At 69.8% G+C, this 23,019-nt stretch carries 18 protein-coding genes; 17 read left to right on the forward strand and 1 reads right to left on the reverse strand.

Annotation, left to right across the window (positions count from 1 at the left end; all coding sequences use genetic code 11):
- Positions 1–7 precede the first annotated feature (7 nt).
- From OG595_RS26400 to OG595_RS26450, 11 genes are all read left to right on the forward strand, one after another.
- A complete protein-coding gene (locus OG595_RS26400; RefSeq protein WP_329276179.1) occupies positions 8–2,209 on the forward strand; it encodes a polysaccharide deacetylase family protein in 2,202 nt (733 codons plus the stop codon).
- The gene (locus OG595_RS26405) at positions 2,206–3,471 is read left to right on the forward strand and encodes an acyltransferase family protein (RefSeq protein ID WP_329276181.1); all 1,266 of its coding nucleotides are present in this window, start codon (positions 2,206–2,208) and stop codon (positions 3,469–3,471) included. Before OG595_RS26400 ends, OG595_RS26405 begins: the two co-directional genes overlap by 4 nt.
- 251 nt (positions 3,472–3,722) lie before the next feature.
- Positions 3,723–3,992 carry a hypothetical protein gene (locus OG595_RS26410; RefSeq protein ID WP_329276183.1) on the forward strand — a complete coding sequence of 90 codons (270 nt, stop codon included), beginning with the start codon at positions 3,723–3,725 and terminating at the stop codon, positions 3,990–3,992.
- A 480-nt stretch (positions 3,993–4,472) separates the two neighbouring features.
- Complete coding sequence (locus OG595_RS26415) at positions 4,473–5,855, forward strand: nitrate/nitrite transporter (protein ID WP_329276185.1); 1,383 nt, start codon at positions 4,473–4,475, stop codon at positions 5,853–5,855.
- Positions 5,856–5,977: 122 nt separating this feature from the next.
- Entirely contained in the window at positions 5,978–7,153 is a 1,176-nt protein-coding gene (locus OG595_RS26420; RefSeq protein WP_329276187.1) for a uroporphyrinogen-III synthase, read from the forward strand.
- Between the two features lie 692 nt (positions 7,154–7,845).
- A complete protein-coding gene (locus OG595_RS26425) occupies positions 7,846–8,457 on the forward strand; it encodes a CGNR zinc finger domain-containing protein (RefSeq protein ID WP_329276189.1) in 612 nt (203 codons plus the stop codon).
- A gap of 382 nt (positions 8,458–8,839) precedes the next feature.
- The gene (locus tag OG595_RS26430; RefSeq protein ID WP_044471680.1) at positions 8,840–9,361 is read left to right on the forward strand and encodes a sigma-70 family RNA polymerase sigma factor; all 522 of its coding nucleotides are present in this window, start codon (positions 8,840–8,842) and stop codon (positions 9,359–9,361) included.
- 47 nt (positions 9,362–9,408) lie between these two features.
- Entirely contained in the window at positions 9,409–10,191 is a 783-nt protein-coding gene (locus OG595_RS26435; RefSeq protein WP_443073146.1) for an anti-sigma factor family protein, read from the forward strand.
- A gap of 181 nt (positions 10,192–10,372) precedes the next feature.
- A complete protein-coding gene (locus OG595_RS26440) occupies positions 10,373–12,718 on the forward strand; it encodes a HelD family protein (RefSeq protein WP_329276195.1) in 2,346 nt (781 codons plus the stop codon).
- 305 nt (positions 12,719–13,023) lie between these two features.
- Positions 13,024–14,433: an NAD-dependent malic enzyme gene (locus OG595_RS26445; protein ID WP_329276197.1), complete on the forward strand. Its 1,410-nt coding sequence runs from the start codon at positions 13,024–13,026 to the stop codon at positions 14,431–14,433.
- 353 nt (positions 14,434–14,786) lie between these two features.
- Entirely contained in the window at positions 14,787–15,068 is a 282-nt protein-coding gene (locus tag OG595_RS26450; RefSeq protein ID WP_006374476.1) for an HU family DNA-binding protein, read from the forward strand.
- 303 nt (positions 15,069–15,371) lie between these two features.
- On the opposite strand, the gene murA is transcribed toward OG595_RS26450, so the two are convergent.
- A complete protein-coding gene (gene murA, locus OG595_RS26455; protein ID WP_164407069.1) occupies positions 15,372–16,718 on the reverse strand; it encodes a UDP-N-acetylglucosamine 1-carboxyvinyltransferase in 1,347 nt (448 codons plus the stop codon).
- Between the two features lie 289 nt (positions 16,719–17,007).
- Between murA and OG595_RS26460 the strand changes: the two genes are divergently transcribed.
- From OG595_RS26460 to OG595_RS26485, 6 genes are all read left to right on the forward strand, one after another.
- Complete coding sequence (locus OG595_RS26460) at positions 17,008–17,583, forward strand: YqgE/AlgH family protein (RefSeq protein WP_329276201.1); 576 nt, start codon at positions 17,008–17,010, stop codon at positions 17,581–17,583.
- Positions 17,584–17,613: 30 nt separating this feature from the next.
- A complete protein-coding gene (locus OG595_RS26465; RefSeq protein ID WP_053741615.1) occupies positions 17,614–17,910 on the forward strand; it encodes a DUF3039 domain-containing protein in 297 nt (98 codons plus the stop codon).
- A gap of 234 nt (positions 17,911–18,144) precedes the next feature.
- Positions 18,145–19,461 (forward strand): extracellular solute-binding protein, encoded by a 1,317-nt coding sequence (locus OG595_RS26470; protein WP_329276204.1) that lies wholly within the window; start codon positions 18,145–18,147, stop codon positions 19,459–19,461.
- A gap of 107 nt (positions 19,462–19,568) precedes the next feature.
- A complete protein-coding gene (locus OG595_RS26475; protein WP_329276206.1) occupies positions 19,569–20,444 on the forward strand; it encodes a carbohydrate ABC transporter permease in 876 nt (291 codons plus the stop codon).
- On the forward strand, positions 20,444–21,349 hold the full coding sequence (locus OG595_RS26480; RefSeq protein ID WP_329276209.1) for a carbohydrate ABC transporter permease: 906 nt from the start codon (positions 20,444–20,446) through the stop codon (positions 21,347–21,349). The genes OG595_RS26475 and OG595_RS26480 overlap by 1 nt, the downstream gene beginning before the upstream one ends.
- 10 nt (positions 21,350–21,359) lie before the next feature.
- Complete coding sequence (locus OG595_RS26485; RefSeq protein ID WP_443073147.1) at positions 21,360–23,003, forward strand: beta-N-acetylhexosaminidase; 1,644 nt, start codon at positions 21,360–21,362, stop codon at positions 23,001–23,003.
- The last annotated feature ends 16 nt before the right edge of the window (positions 23,004–23,019 follow it).

Genomic DNA, 23,019 nt, shown 5'->3' on the forward strand with positions numbered 1-23,019 from the left:
ACTTCTGATGGCATCCCGCACCCGCCGCCACGGCGCCCGCAACGGCGCCGGGGGCGCCGCCGCCCGGCGCCGACGGCTGCCCATGCGCCTGCTGCTTCCCTCGCTCATCCTGGTCGCCCTGATGGCGATGCTGATGCTGCGCGGGTACGTGCACAGCGAAATCCTCGCCGACCACCGCATCCAGACCGAGGCCTCCGCCGACCGGGTGCCGGAGAAGATCCTGGAGGGCGGCCCGGTCATCGACACCAGAAGCGGCCAGACCACCAGCCTGCGGATGCCCGACCACCGGCTCGTCCTCACGTTCGACGACGGCCCGGACCCCAAGTGGACCCCCAAGGTCCTGGACGTCCTCAAGAAGCACCACGCGCACGCGGTCTTCTTCGTCACCGGCACCATGGCCTCGCGCTACCCGGAACTCGTACGGCGCATGGTGGCCGAGGGCCACGAGGTGGGGCTGCACACCTTCAACCACCCCGACCTCTCCTTCCAGTCGAAGGCCCGGATCGACTGGGAGCTGTCCCAGAACCAGCTGGCGCTCGCCGGTGCGGCGGGCATCCGCACCTCGCTGTTCCGGCCGCCGTACTCATCCTTCGCCGACGCCATGGACAACAAGTCGTGGCCGGTCACGGAGTACATCGGCAAGCGCGGCTACATCACCGTCGTCAACAACACGGACAGCGAGGACTGGCGCAAGCCGGGCGTCGACGCGATCATCCGCGAGGCCACCCCCAAGGGCGGCAAGGGCGCGATCGTCCTCATGCACGACTCCGGCGGCGACCGCCACCAGACCGTCGAGGCCCTCGACCGCTTCCTGCCCGACATGAAGAAGAAGGGGTACCGGTTCCAGAACCTCACCGAGGCCCTGGACGCGCCCAGCGCGCACACACCGGTCGCCGGCGTCGAACTGGCGAAGGGCAGGGCGTGGACGTTCCTGGTCCAGGCCTCCGACAACATCACCGACGCACTGGTCGTCGGCCTCGCGGTCATCGGCGTCCTGGTGTTCGCCCGGTTCGGCCTGATGCTGCTGCTCTCCGTCCTCCACGCCCGCCGCACCCGGCGCCCCGACTTCAGCTGGGGCCCGCCGGTCACCGAACCGGTGTCGGTGCTCGTCCCGGCGTACAACGAGGCCAAGTGCATCGAGGCCACCGTGCGGTCACTGATGCGCAGCGAGCATCCCATCGAGGTGATCGTCATCGACGACGGGTCGAGCGACGGCACCGCCCGCATCGTCGAGGACATGGGCCTGCCGAACGTACGCGTCGTGCGCCAGCTCAACGCGGGCAAGCCCGCCGCCCTCAACAGGGGTGTGGCGAACGCCCGTTACAACCTGATCGTGATGATGGACGGCGACACGGTGTTCGAGCCCGGCACCGTCCGCGAACTCGTCCAGCCCTTCGGCGACCCGCGCGTGGGCGCCGTCGCCGGCAACGCCAAGGTCGGCAACAAGGACTCCCTGATCGGCGCCTGGCAGCACATCGAGTACGTGATGGGCTTCAACCTGGACCGCCGTATGTACGACGTCCTGGGCTGCATGCCGACGATCCCCGGCGCGGTGGGCGCGTTCCGCCGGTCGGCCCTGAAGCGGGTCGGTGGAATGAGCGACGACACGCTCGCCGAGGACACCGACATCACGATGGCCCTGCACCGCGACGGCTGGCGGGTCGTGTACGCGGAGAACGCGCGTGCCTGGACCGAGGCCCCGGAGTCCGTCCAGCAGCTGTGGTCCCAGCGCTACCGCTGGTCGTACGGCACCATGCAGGCCATCTGGAAGCACCGCCGCTCCGTCGTCGAACGGGGTCCGTCGGGCCGCTTCGGCCGCGTGGGCCTGCCCTTCGTCTCCCTGTTCATGGTGGTTGCGCCGCTCCTCGCGCCCCTGATCGACGTGTTCCTGCTCTACGGACTGGTCTTCGGCCCGACCGAGAAGACCGTCCTCGCCTGGCTGGGTGTCCTCGCCATCCAGCTGATCTGCGCGGCGTACGCGTTCCGCCTGGACCGCGAGAAGATGACCCACCTCATCTCGCTGCCGTTGCAGCAGATCCTCTACCGCCAGCTCATGTACGTCGTCCTGCTCCAGTCCTGGATCACCGCCCTCACCGGCGGCCGGCTGCGCTGGCAGAAACTGCGGCGCACCGGCGTCGTCGGGTCGGCGCCGGAACCCGTACCGGCCGCCCGGACGAGCGGCAGCGCCGACAGGAGGCCCGTGGCATGACCGAACGACATACGGCGGCCACCACGCCGTACGACGAGACCACCACGCCCTCGTACGGCGTTCCGCGGCAGTCGGCGCCCGAGGAGACGACCGAGGCCGAGCCCCGTTCGCCCCGCGCGGCGAAGCCGGGCCGCGACCGCTATCTCGACCTGCTCCGCAGCATCGCCCTCGTCCGGGTCGTGGTGTACCACCTGTTCGGCTGGGCCTGGTTGACGGTCCTCTTCCCCTCCATGGGCGTGATGTTCGCGCTGGCGGGCTCCCTGATGGCCCGCTCCCTGAAGCGCCCGGCGCTCGGGGTGATCCGGGGCCGGATCCGGCGCCTGCTGCCCCCGCTGTGGGCGTTCAGCGTGGTGGCGCTGGCGCTGATGTTCCTCGGCGGCTGGAACCCCACCAAGGATCCCGACCACGGCGGCACCTGGGGCCTGGTCGAACTGCTGAACTACATCATCCCGATCGGTGCCCCGCCCTACCCGTGGAGCGTCGGCTCCCAGTCCGGCATCCTGGAGAACACCTGGGCGGTCCAGGCCGCGGGCCCCCTCTGGTACCTGCGCGCCTACCTGTGGTTCGTGATCGCCTCACCACTGCTGCTGTGGGCGTTCCGCCGGTTCCCGTGGCCGACGCTGCTCGCCCCGCTGGCCCTGACGGCGGTCGTCGGGACGGGAGTTGTCTCCATCCCCGGCGAGACGGGCAACGCGGTGACCGACTTCGCGGTGTACGGCGGCTGCTGGGTGCTGGGCTTCGCCCATCACGAGGGCCTGCTGAAGAAGATCCCGCGCTATGTGTCCGTGTCCTGCGCTGCCCTGCTCATGGCCTTCGGCATCTGGTGGGCCTCGGGCCACAAGGGTCCCGACGGCTGGGACCTGAACGACATCCCGCTGGCCCAGGCGATGTGGTCGTTCGGGTTCGTGGTGATCCTCCTCCAGTACTCCCCGTCGTGGCAGGAACTCCCGGGGCGCCTGGCGAAGTGGGACCGGCTGGTCACGCTCTCCAACAACCGGGCGGTCACGATCTACCTCTGGCACAACTTCCTCATCATGGCCACGGTCCCGTTGATCGACCGTCTGTACGAACTCCCGTTCATGACCGACGGGCTGGTGTCCGCGCTGGACACGACGTACAACCTGTGGATGTTCGTCCTGGTCTGGCCCCTGATCGGCCTGACGATACTGGCCCTGGGCTGGATCGAGGACGTCGCGGCCAAACGAAGCCCACGGCTGTGGCCGGACGGGGCGAAACGCGGGGGCGGGCGACGGCGGGGCTGAGTTTGAGAGTGGGAGAGCCCGGGAGCGGGACGATCCGGCACCTTGCCGGGTGCCGGGGCCGCTCTGCGCGCGGCCCCGGCCTCCCGGCCACCGGCCCCGAGTCACCAGGCACCGGCCACCGGGCCCGATCGGCGATGGGCGATCGGGCCAGCGCAGGAGTAGCAGGACGGCCCGGGCGACGAGATCGAGTTCGTACGGACGGAGTCGTCCGCGCGGGCGGTATGCGAAGCGATACCGGTATTACCGCTGTCGTGGCCGAGTACGCAGACGGAGGCAGCAGGGCGTCCGCCCGCCGGGGTTACGGGACGGAGCGGCTGCCGATGGCGCTGCGTGTGCACCGTATGGAACCCACGGCCCCCGAAGCCGACACAGGCGAGATCGTGGAGGGAGTGGCCCACTACGTCCTCCCGCGCAGGCACCCCACGGCACTGGAGTGCCGGCTGTTGTGGGCGTCCCTGGGGCTGGGCGAGGGGTGGGGCACGATGGCCGACGAACTGGCGAATTCACTCCGGCTGAGGTGACCCCGGGCGCCCGCGCGCCGTGATCCGTCTGCCGACCAGAACCCCGAGTCCGAGCTTCTCCCAGGGCAGCATCGCCGGCGGCATCCAGCTGAACCCGACGGCGAGGACGCTGACGATGTTGACGGCTCCCTGGGGGAGGAACCTGTCGCGGAGAGAACCTTCCCGGTGAAGGAACGCTGAGCAGCCCGTGCCTTGGGCCCGTCGGACCTGTACCCGGCGGTCATGGACCCTCCCGTTCCCTGTGCGGGGTCCGCCGGAGGACAGCGGGGCCCCGTACCCCTCAAGAGGCACCGCCGTGCTCTGGCCGTGACCTCCGTCTGCGTAACCTCTCATCCCACCTCCTCGCGGGGTGAGAGCAAAGTTCCCTTCCGGTCACCCACAGCCACAGGGCGGAAACGCGCTCTACCTACCTTCGGGACTCATCACCGCTCAGCACCCCAAAAAAGAACCACCCGAGCCCCGGACCACCGTGGAGGCGTCATGACAGCCCCTAGTTCAGCCCCCGCACCCGGCAAGGGAGGCCGCTGGATCGAGCACTGGGATCCCGAGGACGAGGCCTTCTGGAACGCGACCGGCGAAAAGGTCGCCCGCCGCAACCTGTTCTTCTCCGTGCTCTCCGAGCACATCGGCTTCTCCATCTGGACGCTGTGGTCCGTGATGGTGCTGTTCATGGGACCGGAGTACGGGCTCACCCCGGCCGACAAGTTCTTCATCGTGTCGATGGCCACGGCCGTCGGCGCCGTCGTCCGCGTCCCCTACACCTTCGCCGTAGCCCTCTTCGGTGGCCGGAACTGGACGATCGTCTCCGCGTCGCTCCTGCTCATCCCGACGATCGCGGCGTTCGTCGTCATGGAGCCGGGGACGTCGTTCAACACGTTCCTCGCCTGCGCCATGCTCGCCGGCATCGGCGGCGGCAACTTCGCCTCCAGCATGACCAACATCAACGCCTTCTTCCCGCTCAGGAAGAAGGGGTGGGCTCTCGGGCTCAACGCCGGCGGCGGCAACATCGGTGTCCCGGTCGTGCAGCTCATCGGCCTCGCCGTCATCGGCGCGAGCGGCGGCCCCCGGGTGCTCCTGGGGATCTACATCCCGCTCATCGTCATCGCCGCCGTCCTCGCCGCGGTCAAGATGGACAACATCGCGCACCTGAAGAACGACACGGGCGCCGCCAAGGAAGCCGTCAAGGACGCGCACACCTGGATCATGTCGTTCCTCTACATCGGGACGTTCGGGTCGTTCATCGGCTACAGCTTCGCCTTCGGCCTGGTCCTCCAGACCCAGTTCGGCCGTACGCCGCTCCAGTCCGCGTACGTCACCTTCATCGGCCCGCTGCTCGGCTCGCTGATCCGGCCCATCGGCGGTGCCCTCGCGGACAAGTACGGCGGCGCGAAGATCACCCTGTGGAACTACGTCGCCATGGCCGGCGCCACCGGTGTCATTGTCTTCGCCTCCATCCAGAAGTCGCTGCCGCTGTTCACCGTCGCCTTCATCGCCCTGTTCGTCCTCACCGGCCTCGGCAACGGCTCCACCTTCAAGATGATCCCCGGCATCTTCCAGGCCAAGGCACTCGCCAAGGGGCTTGAGGGCGAGGAGGCCGCCGCGTACGGGCGCCGGCTCTCCGGTGCCACCATGGGCATCATCGGCGCGGTGGGCGCGCTCGGTGGCCTCGGTATCAACCTCGCCTTCCGCCAGTCGTTCCTGAGCGTCGGTTCCGGCACCGGAGCCTTCCTCGCCTTCCTCGCCTTCTACGGGGTCTGCTTCCTGGTCACCTGGGCCGTATACCTTCGCCGCCCGGCGGGTGTACAAGCCACGGAAACCACCCCCTCCGAAGCAAAGCCGCAGCTCAGCTACGCCGAGGTGTGATCCTCGCCGGAAGCGGCTTAAGTAACACCAGCGACATCAAGCCGAACCGAGCCTGTCACGCGCCGTTGACAGGCTCGGTCGGCACGCTTGTGCAGATGTGACCCGACTGCGGGACGAGAGCCATGTACGACGAACAGCAGCGACCGGAACGACCGGAGAACGGCCCGCCCGACCACGGCCCCCTCGCGGGGTTCACCGTGGGTGTCACCGCAGCGCGTCGGGCCGACGAACTCGGGACCCTGCTCCAGCGGCGGGGCGCCGCCGTCGTACACGCGCCCGCTCTGCGGATCGTGCAGCTCGCCGACGACAGCGAGCTGCTCGCGGCCACCAAGCAGCTCATCGCCCAGGCGCCGGACATCGTCATCGCCACCACCGCCATCGGCTTCCGCGGCTGGATCGAGGCCGCCGACGGCTGGGGTCTCGGCGACGACCTGCTCGCCTGTCTCGGCGGCGTGGAACTGCTGGCCCGCGGCCCCAAGGTCAAGGGGTCCGTCCGGGCCGCCGGGCTCACGGAGAACTGGTCGCCGTCCTCGGAGTCCATGGCCGAGGTGCTCGACCGGCTTCTGGAGGAGGGCGTGGAGGGGCGCCGTATCGCGATCCAGCTGCACGGCGAGCCCCTGCCCGGCTTCGTCGAGTCGCTGCGTGCCGCGGGCGCCGAGGTCGTCGGTGTGCCCGTCTACCGGTGGATGCCGCCGGAGGACATCGGCCCCGTCGACCGGCTCCTCGACGCGACCGTCTCGCGCGGCCTGGACGCGCTCACCTTCACCAGCGCCCCCGCCGCCGCGTCCCTGCTCTCCCGTGCCGAGGAACGGGGCCTGCTCCCGGAACTCCTCGCCGCCCTCCACCACGACGTCCTCCCCGCGTGCGTCGGCCCGGTCACCGCGCTGCCGCTCCAGGCCCACGGCGTCGACACGGTGTCTCCCGAACGCTTCCGGCTCGGCCCCCTCGTACAGCTCCTCTGCCAGGAACTCCCGACCCGCGCACGGGCGTTGCCCATCGCCGGACACCGGGTCGAGATCCGCGGGCACGCTGTCATCGTCGACGGCGCCCTGCGGCCCGTACCGCCCGCCGGGATGTCCCTGATGCGGTCGCTGTCCCGGCGGCCCGGGTGGGTCGTCGCCCGCGCCGAACTGCTGCGCGCGCTGCCCGGGGCCGGCCGCGACGAGCACGCCGTGGAGACGGCGATGGCCCGCCTGCGCACGGCCCTCGGCGCGCCCAAGCTGATCCAGACGGTCGTCAAACGCGGCTACCGGCTCGCCCTGGACCCGGCGGCCGACGCCAAGTACTCCGACGCGTAACCCCTTCCCGCTCACGACCGGCGCGCGGGAAGGACGGGCGGGCGTCTCGTCGGCGGCACGGGCCGGGGGCGCACCGTTCTGGGCCGCCCCCCGGGCCCTCGAACCTCGCGCGTACGGCGGGGTGGTGGGCCGGCGATCCGCGCCCGGGCGTCGTCGAGCGGGACGCGCACAGCGAAGACGAGGAGCACGGCAGGGCGTACGCGAGCAGCGCGTCCCGGCCCAGCCCCCCGGCCCAGCAGCCCCCCCGGCCCCGCCCGCAAGGCGCGCGGGGCCGGCCGCAACGACGCGCGACTCCGCCGCGTGGGCGAGGCCGACCCCCACTGACTCCCGCCGGCCCCCACTGACTCCCGCCGACCCCGCACTGACCCCTACCGACCTCCATCGGCCCCCACCGTCCCGCACTGCCCCGTACCGACCCCCCACCCCGCAGCAAACGAACCGCCCATCCGCAGGGCGCTCGGTGCCGCCACCACCCTTACCCCCGCCGACGGCGGCCTCCGCATCCGTGACGTGGGCCCGGCGTCCGGCCCCATGAGGGTGCGTCCGCCTCGGTACGAGGGGTTCCGGCCGCGAGGGCGGGCATGCACTGTAGAGGGAACGGTTCCCCGGATCCCCTCACCGGCATCCCACCGGCGACTCATCGGCATTCCCTCCGCCCCGTACGGTGGCGACTCCTAGGCGGTGACAGGCACATGGCATCGGAGACGACCGTGGCCACAGCCTCGTACGAGCTGCGTTTCGACGCCGGGCGGATCTGCCTGGACCTGCTGGCGACCGCCGACCCCGACGAACGGCTCGGCGCCGTCGAGCCGCTCCGCGCCTGGATCGCCGCATCCGGACTCGTCCCCGCGGGCACGCCCCTGCACCACGCCGACGCCTCCTGGGTCCCGCACTTCCGCGAACTGCGGGAGCTGACCGGCCGGTTGACCGGTCAGCTGGTGCACAGCTCTCCGTCCGCCGACCCCCGCCTCCTCGACCAGGCACTCACCCGCCTCAACGAACTGGCCCGCCCGGCGCCGCCGGCCCCCCGCGCGGTCCGCGCCGAGGACGGCACGCTCGTACGGGAGTTGCACGGGCCGCCCGACTGCGCGGCCCTGCTCGGCGCGGTCGCCCGGGACGCCGTGGAACTGCTCACCGACCCGGTGGCACGCGCGTGCCTGCGCCAGTGCGAGGGGGACAGCTGCTCGATCGTCTATCTCGACACCTCCCGGGGCAGACGGCGCAGATGGTGCTCCAGTGAGATCTGCGGCAACCGGGAGCGGGTCGCGAGGCACCGGCGGCGGGCCGCCATGGCGCGCGCGTAGACCCTTCCGGCGCGCGCGTAGACCGCTCGCGGATTCCGGGCACAGATCGCCCACAGAGGGCCTTTCGGGCGGAATCGGGCTTGTCAACTCTCAAGGGTCGCAGTGACGTTGGTTACACGTGAGTTTCCAGTCGGCGCGCCGCGGGCATCGCCCCGATCTTGCCAGTGTGGCGAAAATGTAAAGCACTTGCGGCAGGAATGTGCTCCCTTGTCCCTGACGTCGCTTCCGGATAAAGAAAGTTGTCGTCACACGTTGAACATCCCGCATGCCACTTCCGTACTTCGGGGGGAGCGACCGACTGGGGGAACCCGGGACAGCGGAGGTGGGCGTGCGCAAGGATTCCGTCGTGGCCAATGAACGAGCACCGAGGGCCCGACATCGCATGTCCCAGCCCTCGGAACCCGACGAGGACCTGATGCGTGCGTTGTACCGAGAGCACGCAGGGCCCCTGCTGGCGTACGTCCTCAGGCTGGTCGCCGGAGACCGGCAACGAGCCGAGGACGTCGTGCAGGAGACACTTATCCGTGCCTGGAAGAACGCCGGTCAGCTCAATCGGGCAACCGGTTCGGTACGCCCCTGGCTGGTGACGGTCGCCCGGCGCATCGTCATCGACGGCCACCGCAGCCGGCAGGCCCGGCCGCAGGAGGTGGACCCGTCGCCGCTGGAGGTCATCCCCGCGGAGGACGAGATCGACAAGGCGTTGTGGCTGATGACGTTGTCGGACGCGCTGGACGACCTGACCCCTGCCCACCGGGAGGTACTGGTCGAGACCTATTTCAAGGGGCGTACCGTGAACGAAGCCGCCGAAACGCTGGGCATACCCAGCGGAACGGTGCGCTCACGGGTCTTCTATGCCCTGCGTTCGATGAAGCTCGCACTGGAGGAGCGGGGGGTGACGGCATGAGCATTTACGGGGGGTTCGGAGCGGGTAGTCCTGGTTCCATGCGAGGAATGCAGGGTTCCCAAGGCCCGAACGAACACGAGACCGTAGGCGCCTACGCCCTCGGCATCCTCGACGATGCGGAGGCCACGGCCTTCGAAGCACATCTCGCGGGCTGCGAGTGGTGCGCCCAGCAGCTCGACGAGCTGGCCGGGATGGAACCGATGCTGGCCGCCCTCGCGGACCTGCCCGGTGCCCAGGGATCCCCGGCCATCGGCGAGTCGCTGTCCGCCCGCCCGAGTCCACAGCTCGCGACACGGCTGGTCGACGAGGTCGCGGAACGGCGTGCGAGCAAGCGCCGGCGCAGCTTCTACATGGTGGCCGCCGCAGCGGCCCTCATCATCGGCGGCCCGACCGCCGTGTTCGCGACGACCAGCGGCGACACCACCAGCGTGGCCGCTCCCTCGCCGACGGTGACGCCGAAGAGCACCGGCTCCGCCAAGGAGGCCTTCGGTCTGATGACCGACCGGGTCTCGGCCACCGACCCCAACACCAAGGTCACCGCGACCGTGGCGATGGAGTCGAAGGCCTGGGGTGTCAGCGCGGTCCTGGAGCTGGGGGGCGTCAAGGGCCCGCTGAAGTGCTCCCTGATCGCCGTCGGCAAGGACGGCAAGCGCGAGACGATGTCCAACTGGTCTGTCCCGACGGCCGGTTACGGCATCAAGGACGCCACGACCGAGGCCGCCCGCAACCCGCTCTTCATCCACGGCGGAACGGCCTTCAGCACCGACGAGATCGACCACTACGAGGTCGTCGACTCCACGGGCAAGAAGCTCGTCGAGGTCGACGCCTGACCTTCCGCAAACCGCTCCGAACCGTTCCACAAGCGCTCCACAACCGTTCCATCGCCGCTCCGTGACCGCCCCAGGACGCCTCGTACGAAGACTCGTACGGTGTCCTGGGGCGGACTCGTAGCATCAGGGCCTCTCTTTCGCGTACGGTTGACGGCTGCCCAGCACGTCAGAAGGGGGCCCGGTGGCCGCTCAGGCTCAGCAGGAAACGGCGCTCGTACCGGTCGAGGACTCCTCAGTACAGGACTCCGTCCGCGACCGCGAGATCAGCGTCGAACAGGAACACCTGGACCGGGTGTACCGGCGTCTTGAGGAGAAGATCAACGAGGCCGAGTTCCTCATGCACGACGCGGCCAAACGAGGGCAGGTCGGCACCCCCGGCGCGCTCGCCGAACGGGACGCCCAGGTGTTCCGCGCCGGCATCCACCTCAACAGGCTGAACAACGAGTTCGAGGACTTCCTCTTCGGCCGTATCGACCTGCTGCGGGGCATGGACGGCAAAAAGGGCCCGGACGGCGCCTACACGGCCGTGGAGGCCGCGGAGGGGGCCGTCAGCCCCGAGGGCACCGCCGACATCGCCGAGACCCTCCACATCGGCCGTATCGGCGTCCTCGACGAGGACTACTCGCCCCTCGTCATCGACTGGCGCGCCCCGGCCGCCGCACCCTTCTACCGCTCGACCCCGGTCGACCCGGGCCGGGTGGTCAGGCGCCGCGTCATCCGCTCCAAGGGCCGGCAGGTCCTCGGCGTCGAGGACGACCTGATGCGCCCCGAGCTGAAGGCGTCCCTGGACGGCCGTGAGCTCGCGGTGATCGGCGACGGCGCCCTGATGGCCGCCCTCGGCCAGGCCCGCAGCCACACCATGCGGGACATCGTGTCGTCCATCCAGGCCGAACAGGACCTGGTGATCCGGGCCCCAGCCGCCTCGGTGACGTACGTCGAGGGCGGCCCCGGCACCGGCAAGACGGCCGTCGCCCTGCACCGCGCCGCCTACCTCCTCTACCAGGACCGGCGCCGGTACGCGGGCGGCATCCTGATCGTCTCCCCGACGCCCCTCCTGGTGGCCTACACGGAGGGCGTCCTGCCCTCCCTCGGCGAGGAGGGCCAGGTCGCGATCCGCGCCATCGGCTCCCTCGTCGACGGCGCCGAGGCCACCCTGTACGACTCCCCGGCCGTGGCCCGCGCCAAGGGCTCGTACCGCATGCTCGCGGTGCTGCGGAAGGCCGCGCGGGGCGCCTTGGAGCAGTACGACTCGTCGACGGCGACCAGCCGGCTGCGGGTCGTCGCCTTCGGCCGCCGTATCGAACTGGAGGCCCCCGAACTGGCCCGCATCCGCGAGTCGGCGCTCAGCGGCACGGCCCCCGTCAACCTGCTGCGCCCCCGCGCCCGCAGGCTCCTCCTGGACGCCCTGTGGGCCCGCTCGGGCGCCCAGAGCCGCCACACGGACCGGGAACTGGCCGCCGAGCTGCGCTCCTCCTTCGACGAGGACGTCACGAGCGAGGACGACTTCATCGCGTTCCTGGACGCCTGGTGGCCGGAACTGACCCCCGCGTCGGTCCTCGCCGCCATGTCCGACGAACGCCGCCTCGGCCGCTGGGCCCGCCGCATCCTCAACCCGGGTGAGGTCCGCCGGGTCGCCCGCGCCCTCAAGCGCGACGGCCTCTCGGTCCACGACGTGGCCATGCTGGACGAGCTGGGCGCGATCCTCGGCACCCCGGCCCGCCCCCGCAAGAGACGTGACCTGGACCCCATGGACCAGCTCAGCGGCCTCGAAGAGCTGATGCCGGTACGGGAGGAGACGCAGCGCGAACGGGCCGAGCGACTCGCCCAGGAACGCACCGAGTACGCCCACGTCATCGTCGACGAGGCCCAGGACCTCACCCCGATGCAGTGGCGCATGATCGGCCGCCGCGGCCGGCACGCCACCTGGACGGTCGTCGGCGACCCGGCCCAGTCCTCCTGGTCCGACCCCGACGAGGCGGCCGAGGCCCGCGACGAGGCCCTGGGCAGCCGCCCGCGCCGCCGCTTCACCCTCACCGTCAACTACCGCAACCCGGCGGAGATCGCCGAACTGGCCGCCAAGGTCCTGGCCCTCGCGATGCCGGGCTCGGAGTCCCCGAGGGCGGTCCGCTCGACCGGCGTGGAGCCAAGGTTCGTGGGCGCGAACACCGGACACGGCGCCGACGCACGGGACTCCCTGGCCCAAGCGGTCCGCGACGAGGCAGCCCGCCTCCTCGACCTTGTCGACGGCACGGTCGGCGTCGTCGTGGCCATGAACCGCCGCGAGGAGGCGGCCCGCTGGCTGGCGGGCCTGGGCGACCGCGTGGTGGCCCTGGGCAGCCTGGAGGCCAAGGGCCTGGAGTACGACGCCACAGTGGTCGTCTCCCCGGCGGAGATCGCCGACGAGAGCCCGGCCGGCCTGCGGGTTCTGTACGTCGCCCTGACCCGCGCCACCCAGCAGCTCACGGTCGTCTCGGCGGACCGCGACGAGCCCGATGCGCAAGGGGTGCCCGACCTTCTCCGAGACTGAAGCCAAGACAGTGCCCGATGGGAATTGCCTTACGGGGATCGTTTGTTACCGTTGACGATGGCACCGGCTCGATCCAAGCCCCCGGGCCCAACCTTCGTCGCTACGAGCGACCACTTGCCGCGAGGCGAGCATGGCGGGTCGGTGCCACTGAACATGTAGAGGTCCACGCCACGAAAGTGGCGTGGACCTCTCTTCGTTGAGAACAAAACGTTCGCAATCGAGGCCCCGCTACCAGCTACTCCACGGTAGGTGCGACGATCGGACGGCAAACCAAGCATCAGGGTGAAAGCAGAAGGAAGTCGGCCATGGCAACGGCGCCCAGCGTCTCCTACTCGATCACGGTCCGGTTGGAGGTGCCCGCGAGCGGAACCGCGGTCTCCCAGATCACCACCGCCGTGGAGTCCTCCGGAGGCTCGGTGACCGGCCTCGACGTCACCGCCTCCGGTCACGAACTGCTCCGGATCGACGTCACCATCGCGGCGACCTCGACCGCGCACGCCGACGAGATCGTCAAGAAGCTCCGCGGCATCGAGGGCGTCACCCTCGGCAAGGTCTCGGACCGTACGTTCCTCATGCACCTCGGCGGCAAGATCGAGATGCAGTCCAAGCATCCGATCCGCAACCGTGACGACCTCTCCATGATCTACACCCCGGGCGTGGCCCGCGTGTGCATGGCGATCGCCGAGAACCCCGAGGACGCCCGCCGCCTCACCATCAAGCGCAACACCGTCGCAGTCGTGACGGACGGCTCCGCGGTCCTGGGCCTCGGCAACATCGGCCCGATGGCCGCCATGCCGGTCATGGAGGGCAAGGCGGCCCTCTTCAAGCGCTTCGCCGACATCGACGCCTGGCCGCTGTGCCTGGACACCCAGGACACCGACGAGATCGTCACGATCGTCAAGGCGATCGCCCCCGGCTTCGCCGGCATCAACCTGGAGGACATCTCGGCCCCGCGCTGCTTCGAGATCGAGGCCCGCCTCCGCGAGGCCCTCGACATCCCCGTCTTCCACGACGACCAGCACGGCACCGCGATCGTCGTCCTGGCCGCCCTCACCAACGCCCTGCGCGTCACGGGCAAGGCGATCGGTGACATCCGCGTCGTCATGTCGGGCGCCGGCGCGGCCGGTACGGCCATCCTCAAGCTGCTGATCGCGGCCGGCGTCAAGACCGCGGTCGTCGCCGACATCCAGGGCGTCGTCCACGCGGACCGCGCGGACCTGGTCAACGCGGCCCCGGACTCCCCGCTGCGCTGGATCGCCGACAACACCAACCTGGAGGGCCTCACCGGCACCCTCAAGGAGGCCGTGCGCGGCGCCGACGTCTTCATCGGTGTCTCGGCCCCGAACGTCATCGACGGCGACGACGTGGCAGCGATGGCGGAGGGCGCGATTGTCTTCGCGCTCGCGAATCCCGACCCCGAGGTCGACCCGGCGATCGCCCGCCAGACGGCCGCGGTCGTGGCCACCGGCCGCTCGGACTTCCCGAACCAGATCAACAACGTGCTGGTCTTCCCGGGTGTCTTCCGCGGTCTCCTGGACGCGCAGTCCCGCACGGTCAACACCGAGATGATGCTCGCTGCGGCGACCGCACTCGCGAACGTCGTCACCGAGGACGAGCTGAACCCGAACTACATCGTGCCGAGCGTCTTCAACGACAAGGTCGCGGGCGCGGTGGCGGGTGCGGTGCGGGAAGCCGCGAAGGCGGCGGCCGAGTAGTTCCCGGTTCCCGGTGCCGTATATGTGACGGTTACCACGGGCCCTCGTACCGGCGCGTCGGGGGCGCCCTGCCCCCGTGCGCCTCTAGGGTGGCGGCCAGGTTCAGCCTGTCGGCCCCGGCCGCCGGCGCTTTCCGTGTGACTCCCAGGGGTGTTCGTGTGACTCCCAGGGGTGCCGGATTGGCTTTCCCGCCGCAGGTGGGGGCAGGATGCGTCTTCGGGCGTGAGGGTCCGACGGCGGACCCGGGTCCGGGGACCCACCGAGGACCCTGGCAGCATCGGCTTCGCTGTGCCCCCCATGCGGCTCCGCCGCGGGGCACGCCTCAACAGCAAGAAGAACACGGGAGTAACGACATGAACCGCAGTGAGCTGGTGGCCGCCCTGGCCGACCGCGCCGAGGTCACCCGCAAGGACGCCGACGCCGTTCTGGCCGCGTTCGCCGAGACCGTCGGCGAGATCGTCGCCAAGGGCGACGAGAAGGTCACCATCCCCGGCTTCCTGACCTTCGAGCGCACGCACCGTGCCGCTCGGACCGCGCGCAACCCGCAGACCGGCGACCCGATCGACATCCCCGCCGGCTACAGCGTCAAGGTCTCCGCGGGCTCCAAGCTCAAGGAAGCGGCCAAGGGCAAGTAAGGGCGCCTGTTCGCCGTCATGGCTGGCGCCGTGGGCGACTGCGGGGCCGTCGTGGCTGGTCGCGCAGTTCCCCGCGCCCCTTCAGGGCGCAGCAGTTGACGCCGATGGGCGGTCACCCGAATTCGGGTGACCGCCCATCGGCGTTCGTACGACTGGCAGCTAGCCGAGGGCCTTGCCGGGCAGCTTCACCTTCGCGCCCAGCTCCACGAGCTTCTCCATGCTGTGTCTTCCCGGGGGATGACCCCCGGACCCCCAGCCGAGACCCGGAACAGGCCTGGGCGGGAGTGGAGAGACGGCCGGTGGCTAGCCGAGGGCCTTGCCGGGCAGCTCCACCTTCGCGCCCAGCTCCACGAGCTTCTCCATGAAGTTCTCGTAGCCCCGGTTGATCAGGTCGATGCCGTGCACCCTGGACGTTCCCTGGGCGGCCAGGGCGGCGATGAGGTACGAGAAGCCGCCCCGGAGGTCCGGGATGACCAGGTCGGCGCCCTGGAGGCGGGTGGGGCCCGACACGACCGCCGAGTGGAGGAAGTTGCGCTGGCCGAAGCGGCAGTGGGAGCCGCCGAGGCACTCGCGGTAGAGCTGGATGTGCGCGCCCATCTGGTTGAGCGCGGAGGTGAAGCCGAGGCGGGACTCGTACACCGTCTCGTGGACGATGGAGAGGCCGGTGGCCTGCGTCAGCGCGACGACCAGGGGCTGCTGCCAATCCGTCTGGAAACCGGGGTGTACGTCCGTCTCCAGGGCGATCGACTTCAGCTGGCCGCCGGGGTGCCAGAAGCGGATGCCCTCGTCGTCGATCTCGAAGGCACCGCCCACCTTCCGGTAGGTGTTCAGGAACGTCATCATCGACCGCTGCTGGGCGCCGCGGACATAGATGTTGCCCTCGGTCGCCAGCGCCGCCGACGCCCACGACGCGGCCTCCAGCCGGTCCGGGAGGGCCGCGTGGTTGTAGCCGTCGAGCTTGTCGACGCCGGTGACACGGATGGTGCGGTCCGTGTCCATGGCGATGATCGCGCCCATCTTCTGCAGTACGCAGATGAGGTCCTCGATCTCGGGCTCCACCGCCGCGTTGGACAGCTCGGTGACGCCCTCCGCCAGCACCGCCGTCAACAGGACCTGCTCGGTCGCGCCCACGGACGGGTACGGCAGCGCGATCTTCGTGCCGCGCAGCCGCTGCGGAGCCTCCAGGTACTGCCCGTCCGCGCGCTTCTCGATCGTCGCGCCGAACTGCCGCAGTACCTCGAAGTGGAAGTCGATGGGCCGGCCGCCGATGTCGCAGCCGCCGAGACCCGGGATGAACGCGTGCCCGAGGCGGTGCAGCAGCGGACCGCAGAGGAGGATCGGGATACGGCTCGACCCCGCGTGCGCGTCGATGTCCGCGACGTTGGCGCTCTCCACGTGCGACGGGTCCATGATCAGCTCGCCGGGCTCCTCGCCCGGACGCACCGTCACCCCGTGCAGCTGGAGCAGCCCGCGCACGACACGGACGTCACGGATGTCGGGGACATTGCGCAGTCGACTTGGCGCACTGCCCAGCAGGGCGGCGACCATGGCCTTCGGTACGAGGTTCTTCGCACCGCGGACACGGATCTCGCCCTCCAGCGGGGTGCCGCCGTGGACAATCAGTACGTCGTCTGTGCCGTTGACCGTCATGTATCTCGCGTTCCGATGAGTTGGGCGGGGGGTGTTGGCGGGCCCTCGTCGTGCAGGCACGCGCAGGAGCCGAAGAGCAAGGGTAGTCGCCGCACACCCCCCTTCTGTAAGCCCAAGCGCCGCCCAGCCGTGTCATAGGTTTGCCACAACACGAACCGTTCGCCGCCGGGCACATGCGGTCACCGGCGCAGGCGCGCGCCCGTCCCGCTCCGATGCGCCCTGGGCCGGCTTCACCCAGGTACCCCGATTGGCTCCCCCCACAGGGGGAAGATGCGAGATCATGTCTCGCATGACCGAGGTGTCCTCGCTCACAGGGCGACTGCTCGTGGCAACGCCCGCCCTGGCGGACCCGAACTTCGACCGCGCGGTGGTGCTCCTTCTCGACCACGACGGGAAGGGTTCCCTCGGCGTCGTCCTCAACCGCCCGACTCCGGTGGACGTCGGGGACATCCTGGAGGGCTGGGCGGAACTCGCCGGTGAACCGGGGGTCGTCTTCCAGGGCGGCCCGGTCGCCCTCGACTCGGCGCTCGGTGTCGCGGTCATCCCCGGCGGCGGGGTGTCGGGCGAGCGCACCCCTCTCGGCTGGCGGCGCGTGCACGGCGCGATCGGTGTCGTCGACCTGGAGGCACCGCCGGAACTGCTCGCGAAGGCGCTCGGGTCGCTGCGCATCTTCGCCGGGTACGCGGGCTGGGGGCCGGGGCAGCTGGAGGCGGAGCTGGCGGACGGCGCCTGGTACGTCGTCGAGTCGGAGCCCGGAGACATCTCCTCCCCGTCTCCGGAACGCCTGTGGCGCGAGGTCCTCAGACGCCAGCGCAGCGAACTGGCGATGGTCGCGACGTATCCGGACGACCCTTCGCTGAACTGACGGGTGTGACCTTCAGTACCCTTGGCGGTTATGAGCACTCTTGAGCCTGAGACCCAGCCCCAGCGCGGGACTGGTACGGGGACCCTCGTCGAACCGGCGCCGCAGACCTCGCACGGCGACGGCGACCACGAGCGCTTCGCCCACTACGTCCAGAAGGACAAGATCATGGCGAGCGCCCTCGACGGGACTCCCGTCGTGGCGCTGTGCGGCAAGGTCTGGGTACCGGGCCGCGACCCGAAGAAGTACCCGGTGTGTCCCATGTGCAAGGAGATCTACGAGTCCATGGGCTCCGGCGGCGACGAGGGCAAGGGCGACGGCAAGAAGTAGGCCGCGCCGGCCGTTGGTCCAGTGTCAGTAGAGGTCCCCGGGTGCGTTTTGTGCGCCCTGGGGACCTTTGTGCTGTCCGCCGTTGCACGGGATGCGCCGGCCGGTCACAGAGTGGTGGAGACGTGGTCAAGACCTCTTGTGGCCATGTCCGCGCAGTCCATAACCTCCGTGGTGTTGTGCAGAGCGAAACATCCATTGCGTATGTTGCAACGCCCTCACCGGAGGAAACGCCAGATGAAGCTCCCTGTCCGATCTGCCCGACTGGCTGCCTCCGTGGCCGCCCTGGCGCTCGCCGGGCTCACCGCCACGGCATGTGCCCCCGAGACCTCCGACAACTCCTCCTCCGGCAAGGACGAGCAGACCGGCACCCTGCGCGTGTGGCTCTTCCAGGAGGTCGGCAACACCCCGAAGGAGAAGGTCGTCACGTCGGCCGTCGACGCCTTCGAGAAGGCCCACAAGGGCACCGACGTCAAGATCGAATACATCCCCGTCGAGACCCGCGCCCAGCGCATCAAGGCCGCCTTCAACGACCCGAAGAGCGCCCCCGACGTCATCGAGTACGGAAACACGGACACCGCCGGATACGTCGCCGACGGCGGACTCCTCGACGTCAGCAGGGAGTTCGCGGCCTGGGGCGAGGCGACGGACACCGACCCGACCGCCCGGCAGTCCGTCACCGTCGACGGCAAGGTCTACGGTGCCCCCTTCTTCGTCGGCGTCCGCGCCCTGTACTACCGCACGGACATCTTCAAGGAACTCGGCCTCCAGGTCCCGAAGACCATGGCCGAGTTGACGGAAACCGCGCACCGGATCCGCGCGGCGAAGCCCGACCTGTACGGGCTCGCGGTCGGCGGCGCCTTCACCTACGGCGCGATGCCCTTCATCTGGGCCAACGGCGGCGAACTCGCCACCGGCAGAGGCGGTTCGTACGCCTCCGCCATCGACAGCGCCGCCGCCCAGAAGGGCATCAAGGCCTACACCTCCCTCTTCGGTGACGACAACTGCCCCGCCGCGAAGTGCGCGGGCATGGGCGGCAACGACACCATCACCGCCTTCGCTGCGGGCAAGGCGGGCATGGCGATCGGCGGCGACTTCAACCACGCGGCCGTCGAGGCGGGGAAGGTCAAGGGCGATTACGCGGTCGTACCGCTGCCGGGCGTCACGGCCGGCTCGGTGGCACCGGCGTTCGCGGGCGGGAACAACCTGGGTGTGCTGAACAGCACTTCGCACCGCACGCTCGCCGTCGACCTCATGGAGCAGCTCGCCTCCAAGCGGACACAGACCGAACTCTTCGACGCCATGGGCTTCCTGCCGACCTTCGGCGACGTGCGCGAGACGGTCGCCAGGAAGCAGCCGTACGTCGCGCCCTTCGTGAAGACCCTCGCCGTGGGCACCAAGTTCGTGCCGGCGTCGCCCGCCTGGTCCCAGATCGACTCCTCGCTGGTCCTGCCGACGATGTTCCAGGAGATCGTCAGCGGCAAGAAGGATGTCGCGGCGGCTTCCGCGGAGGCTGCCAAGAAGATGGACGACGCGTTTGGTTCCGTGGGGTGACGGCGCCTACTCGGGTGGGGGGTGCGGAGCGTCTGCGGGTGCCGGTCCGTCGTGGCTTGTCGCGCCCACGCGGCGGTAGCCGCAGATTCAGAACAGCCCCGCGCCCCTTGGGGAGGTCCAGTGTCCCTTGGCTGTATCTCGCCCCGGCTCTCGTCGTCCTCGGGGGCTTGCTTCTCTACCCCATCTACCAGCTCGGGCTGATCTCGTTCTTCCACTACACCCAGGCGCAGGTCAGCGGTGGTGAACCGACCACCTTCGAGGGGTTCGCCAACTACCGGGAGATCTTCTCCGACTCCCGGTTCTGGCAGGTGCTGCTGGCCACGGTCGTCTTCGCGGCGGCCTGTGTGGTCTCCACGCTCTCCGTCGGCTGCGCCCTCGCCGTCCTGCTGACTCGTGTCCGTGCCCTGCCCCGCCTCGCGTTGATGCTGGCGGCGCTCGGCGCGTGGGCGACCCCGGCGGTCACCGGTTCCACGGTCTGGCTGCTGCTCTTCGACCCCGACTTCGGGCCGGTCAACCGGATGCTGGGTCTCGGCGACCACTCGTGGACGTACGGCAGGTTCAGCGCCTTCTTCCTGGTGCTGCTCGAAGTGGTGTGGTGCTCCTTCCCGTTCGTGATGGTCACGGTGTACGCGGGCATCCGTGCCGTACCGGCCGAGGTGCTGGAGGCGGCTGCCCTGGACGGCGCCTCACAACTGCGCGTCTGGCGCTCGGTGCTCGCGCCGATGCTCCGCCCGATCCTGATGGTCGTCACCATCCAGTCGGTCATCTGGGACTTCAAGGTCTTCACCCAGATCTACGTGATGACGAACGGAGGCGGCATCGCCGGCCAGAACCTCACCCTCAACGTCTACGCCTACCAACAGGCCTTCGCCTCCTCCCAGTACAGCCTCGGCTCGGCGATCGGGATCGTGATGCTGCTGATCCTGCTCGCCGCGACCCTCGTGTACCTGCGGCTGCTGCGCAGGCAGGGGGAGGAGCTGTGATGTCCGGCAACGTTGTCCAACGAGCCCAACGAGCCCAACGAGTCCGCCCTGTTCGACGCGTGCGAGGTGTCCGCCGCTTCGTACGGCGGCCCTGGCGGCTGGCCGCCGAGGTGTCGGCGCTGCTGATCGCGGTCGTCGTCGCCTTCCCCCTCTACTGGATGGTGCTCAGCGCCTTCAAACCGGCCGGCGAGATCGAGTCGACGGAGCCGCGCCCCTGGACGCTCGCCCCTTCCCTGGACTCCTTCCGGCGTGTCTTCGGGCAGCAGGAATTCGGCCGGTTCTTTCTCAACAGCCTGGTGGTCGCCTGTTCCGTGGTCGTCGTCTCCGCGCTGATCGCGTTTCTCGCGGCGACCGCGGTGACCCGATTCCGGTTCCGTTTCCGGACGACCCTGCTGATCATGTTCCTGGTGGCCCAGATGGTGCCCGTGGAGGCACTCACGATCCCGCTGTTCTTCCTCATGCGGGACTTCGGGCAGCTGAACACACTGGGTTCGCTGATCCTGCCGCACATCGCCTTCTCACTGCCCTTCGCGATCTGGATGCTGCGGGGTTTTGTGAAGGCGGTTCCGGAGGCGCTGGAGGAGGCCGCGTACATCGACGGGGCGAGCCGGTCGCGATTCCTGTGGCAGATCCTTTTCCCGCTGGTCTTCCCGGGGTTGGTGGCCACCAGCGTGTTCTCCTTCATCTCGGCCTGGAACGACTTCCTGTTCGCCAAGTCGTTCGTCATCAGTGACACCTCCCAGTCGACGCTGCCGATGGCCCTGCTGGTCTTCTACAAGCCCGACGACCCGGACTGGGGCGGCGTGATGGCAGCCTCCACGGTGATGACGATTCCGGTGCTGGTGTTCTTCGTACTCGTGCAGCGCCGACTGGTGTCGGGGCTCGGTGGAGCGGTTAAGGACTGACGTGACCCATGTGACTGACGTTAATGAACTGATTCCGGCGCCCGTTGTCGTGCGGGACGTCAGGTCCGCGGGCGGTTTCGTGTTCGACGAGAACACGGTGATCGACGCCGGGCCCGGCACCGGGGCGACGGCCCGCTGGCTGCGAGGCGTCCTCGGGGCGGCGACCGGGCTCGCGCTGCCACCCGGCGCGGGGGACGACGGCGAGACCGTCCGGCTGCGGGTCCAGCCCGAGGACGCCGGCCATCTCGGCCCGGAGGGCTACAAGCTGTACGTCAACGGGGACGACGTCACCATCCACGGCGGCGGGCCCGCCGGTGTCTTCTGGGGTGCGCAGACGCTCCGTCAGCTGCTCGGCCCCGACGCCTTCCGGCGCGCCCCTGTCACCCCCGGCCGGCGGTGGCTCGTCCCCGGCACCTTCGTCGAGGACACGCCCCGTTTCCGCTGGCGCGGCCTCATGCTGGACGTCGCCCGGCACTTCATGCCCAAGGAAGGCGTCCTGCGCTACCTGGACCTGATGGCGGCGCACAAACTCAACGTCTTCCACTTCCATCTGACGGACGACCAGGGCTGGCGCGTCGAGATCGAGCGGTACCCGAAGCTGACGGAGGTCGGCTCCTGGCGGTCCCGTACCAAATTCGGCCACGGGGCGTCACCGCTGTGGGAGGAGAAGCCGCACGGGGGCTTCTACACCCAGGACGACATCCGAGAGATCGTCGCCTACGCCGCCGAGCGGCATATCGAGGTGGTCCCGGAAATCGACGTACCGGGGCACTCGCAGTCCGCCATCGCCGCGTATCCGGAACTCGGCAACACCGACGTCATCGACACGGCCTCCCTCTCCGTCTGGGACAACTGGGGGATCAGCCACAACGTACTCGCTCCCACTGACAACACCCTGCGTTTCTACGAGGGCGTCTTCGAGGAAGTCCTCGACCTGTTCCCGGGGAAGTTCATTCACATCGGCGGCGACGAGTGCGCGAAGGAGCAGTGGCGGGAGTCGCCCACCGCGCAGGCCCGTATCGAGGAACTCGGGGTCGGTGACGAGGACGGGCTCCAGTCCTGGTTCGTAGGGCACTTCGACAAGTGGCTCACCGCGCGCGGGCGTCGGCTCATCGGCTGGGACGAGATCCTGGAGGGCGGCCTCGCGCCGGGCGCCGCCGTCTCCTCCTGGCGCGGTTACGCGGGCGGCATCACGGCGGCACGCGCGGGTCACGACGTCGTCATGTGCCCCCAGGAGCAGGTCTACCTGGACCACCGTCAGCACGGGGGCGCCGACGAACCCGTCCCCATCGGGTACGTCCGCACCCTTGAGGATGTCTTCCGCTTCGAGCCGGTTCCAGCGGAGTTGGGCCCCGAGGAGGCGCGGCACGTCCTCGGCACGCAGGCCAACCTGTGGACCGAGGTGATGGAGGACACCGGGCGCGTGGACTACCAGGCCTTCCCTCGGCTGGCCGCCTTCGCCGAGGTCGCCTGGAGTGCCCTGCCCGCGTCCGCCGAACGGGACTTCGCCGACTTCGAGCGCCGGATGACCGCCCATTACGGGCGACTTGACGCCCTCGGCGTCGGCTATCGGCCGCCCGCGGGGCCGCATCCGTGGCAGCGGCGGCCAGGAGTCCTCGGACGTCCGATCGATGGGGCGCCCCCGAACGTGTGAGGCCCCACGGAGCCTT

It is taken from the genome of Streptomyces sp. NBC_01451 (assembly GCF_036227485.1).
Lineage (GTDB): Bacteria > Actinomycetota > Actinomycetes > Streptomycetales > Streptomycetaceae > Streptomyces.

Coding starts and splice junctions, on each gene's coding strand:
- OG595_RS26480 (WP_329276209.1), top strand. CDS start 20,444: ATGTCCGGCAACGTTGTCCAACGAGCCCAACGAGCCCAACGAGTCCGC.
- OG595_RS26460 (WP_329276201.1), top strand. CDS start 17,008: ATGACCGAGGTGTCCTCGCTCACAGGGCGACTGCTCGTGGCAACGCCC.
- OG595_RS26465 (WP_053741615.1), top strand. CDS start 17,614: ATGAGCACTCTTGAGCCTGAGACCCAGCCCCAGCGCGGGACTGGTACG.
- OG595_RS26435 (WP_443073146.1), top strand. CDS start 9,409: ATGCAGGGTTCCCAAGGCCCGAACGAACACGAGACCGTAGGCGCCTAC.
- OG595_RS26445 (WP_329276197.1), top strand. CDS start 13,024: ATGGCAACGGCGCCCAGCGTCTCCTACTCGATCACGGTCCGGTTGGAG.
- OG595_RS26470 (WP_329276204.1), top strand. CDS start 18,145: ATGAAGCTCCCTGTCCGATCTGCCCGACTGGCTGCCTCCGTGGCCGCC.
- OG595_RS26420 (WP_329276187.1), top strand. CDS start 5,978: ATGTACGACGAACAGCAGCGACCGGAACGACCGGAGAACGGCCCGCCC.
- OG595_RS26415 (WP_329276185.1), top strand. CDS start 4,473: ATGACAGCCCCTAGTTCAGCCCCCGCACCCGGCAAGGGAGGCCGCTGG.
- OG595_RS26430 (WP_044471680.1), top strand. CDS start 8,840: ATGTCCCAGCCCTCGGAACCCGACGAGGACCTGATGCGTGCGTTGTAC.
- murA (WP_164407069.1), bottom strand. CDS start 16,718: ATGACGGTCAACGGCACAGACGACGTACTGATTGTCCACGGCGGCACC.
- OG595_RS26405 (WP_329276181.1), top strand. CDS start 2,206: ATGACCGAACGACATACGGCGGCCACCACGCCGTACGACGAGACCACC.
- OG595_RS26400 (WP_329276179.1), top strand. CDS start 8: ATGGCATCCCGCACCCGCCGCCACGGCGCCCGCAACGGCGCCGGGGGC.
- OG595_RS26425 (WP_329276189.1), top strand. CDS start 7,846: ATGGCATCGGAGACGACCGTGGCCACAGCCTCGTACGAGCTGCGTTTC.
- OG595_RS26450 (WP_006374476.1), top strand. CDS start 14,787: ATGAACCGCAGTGAGCTGGTGGCCGCCCTGGCCGACCGCGCCGAGGTC.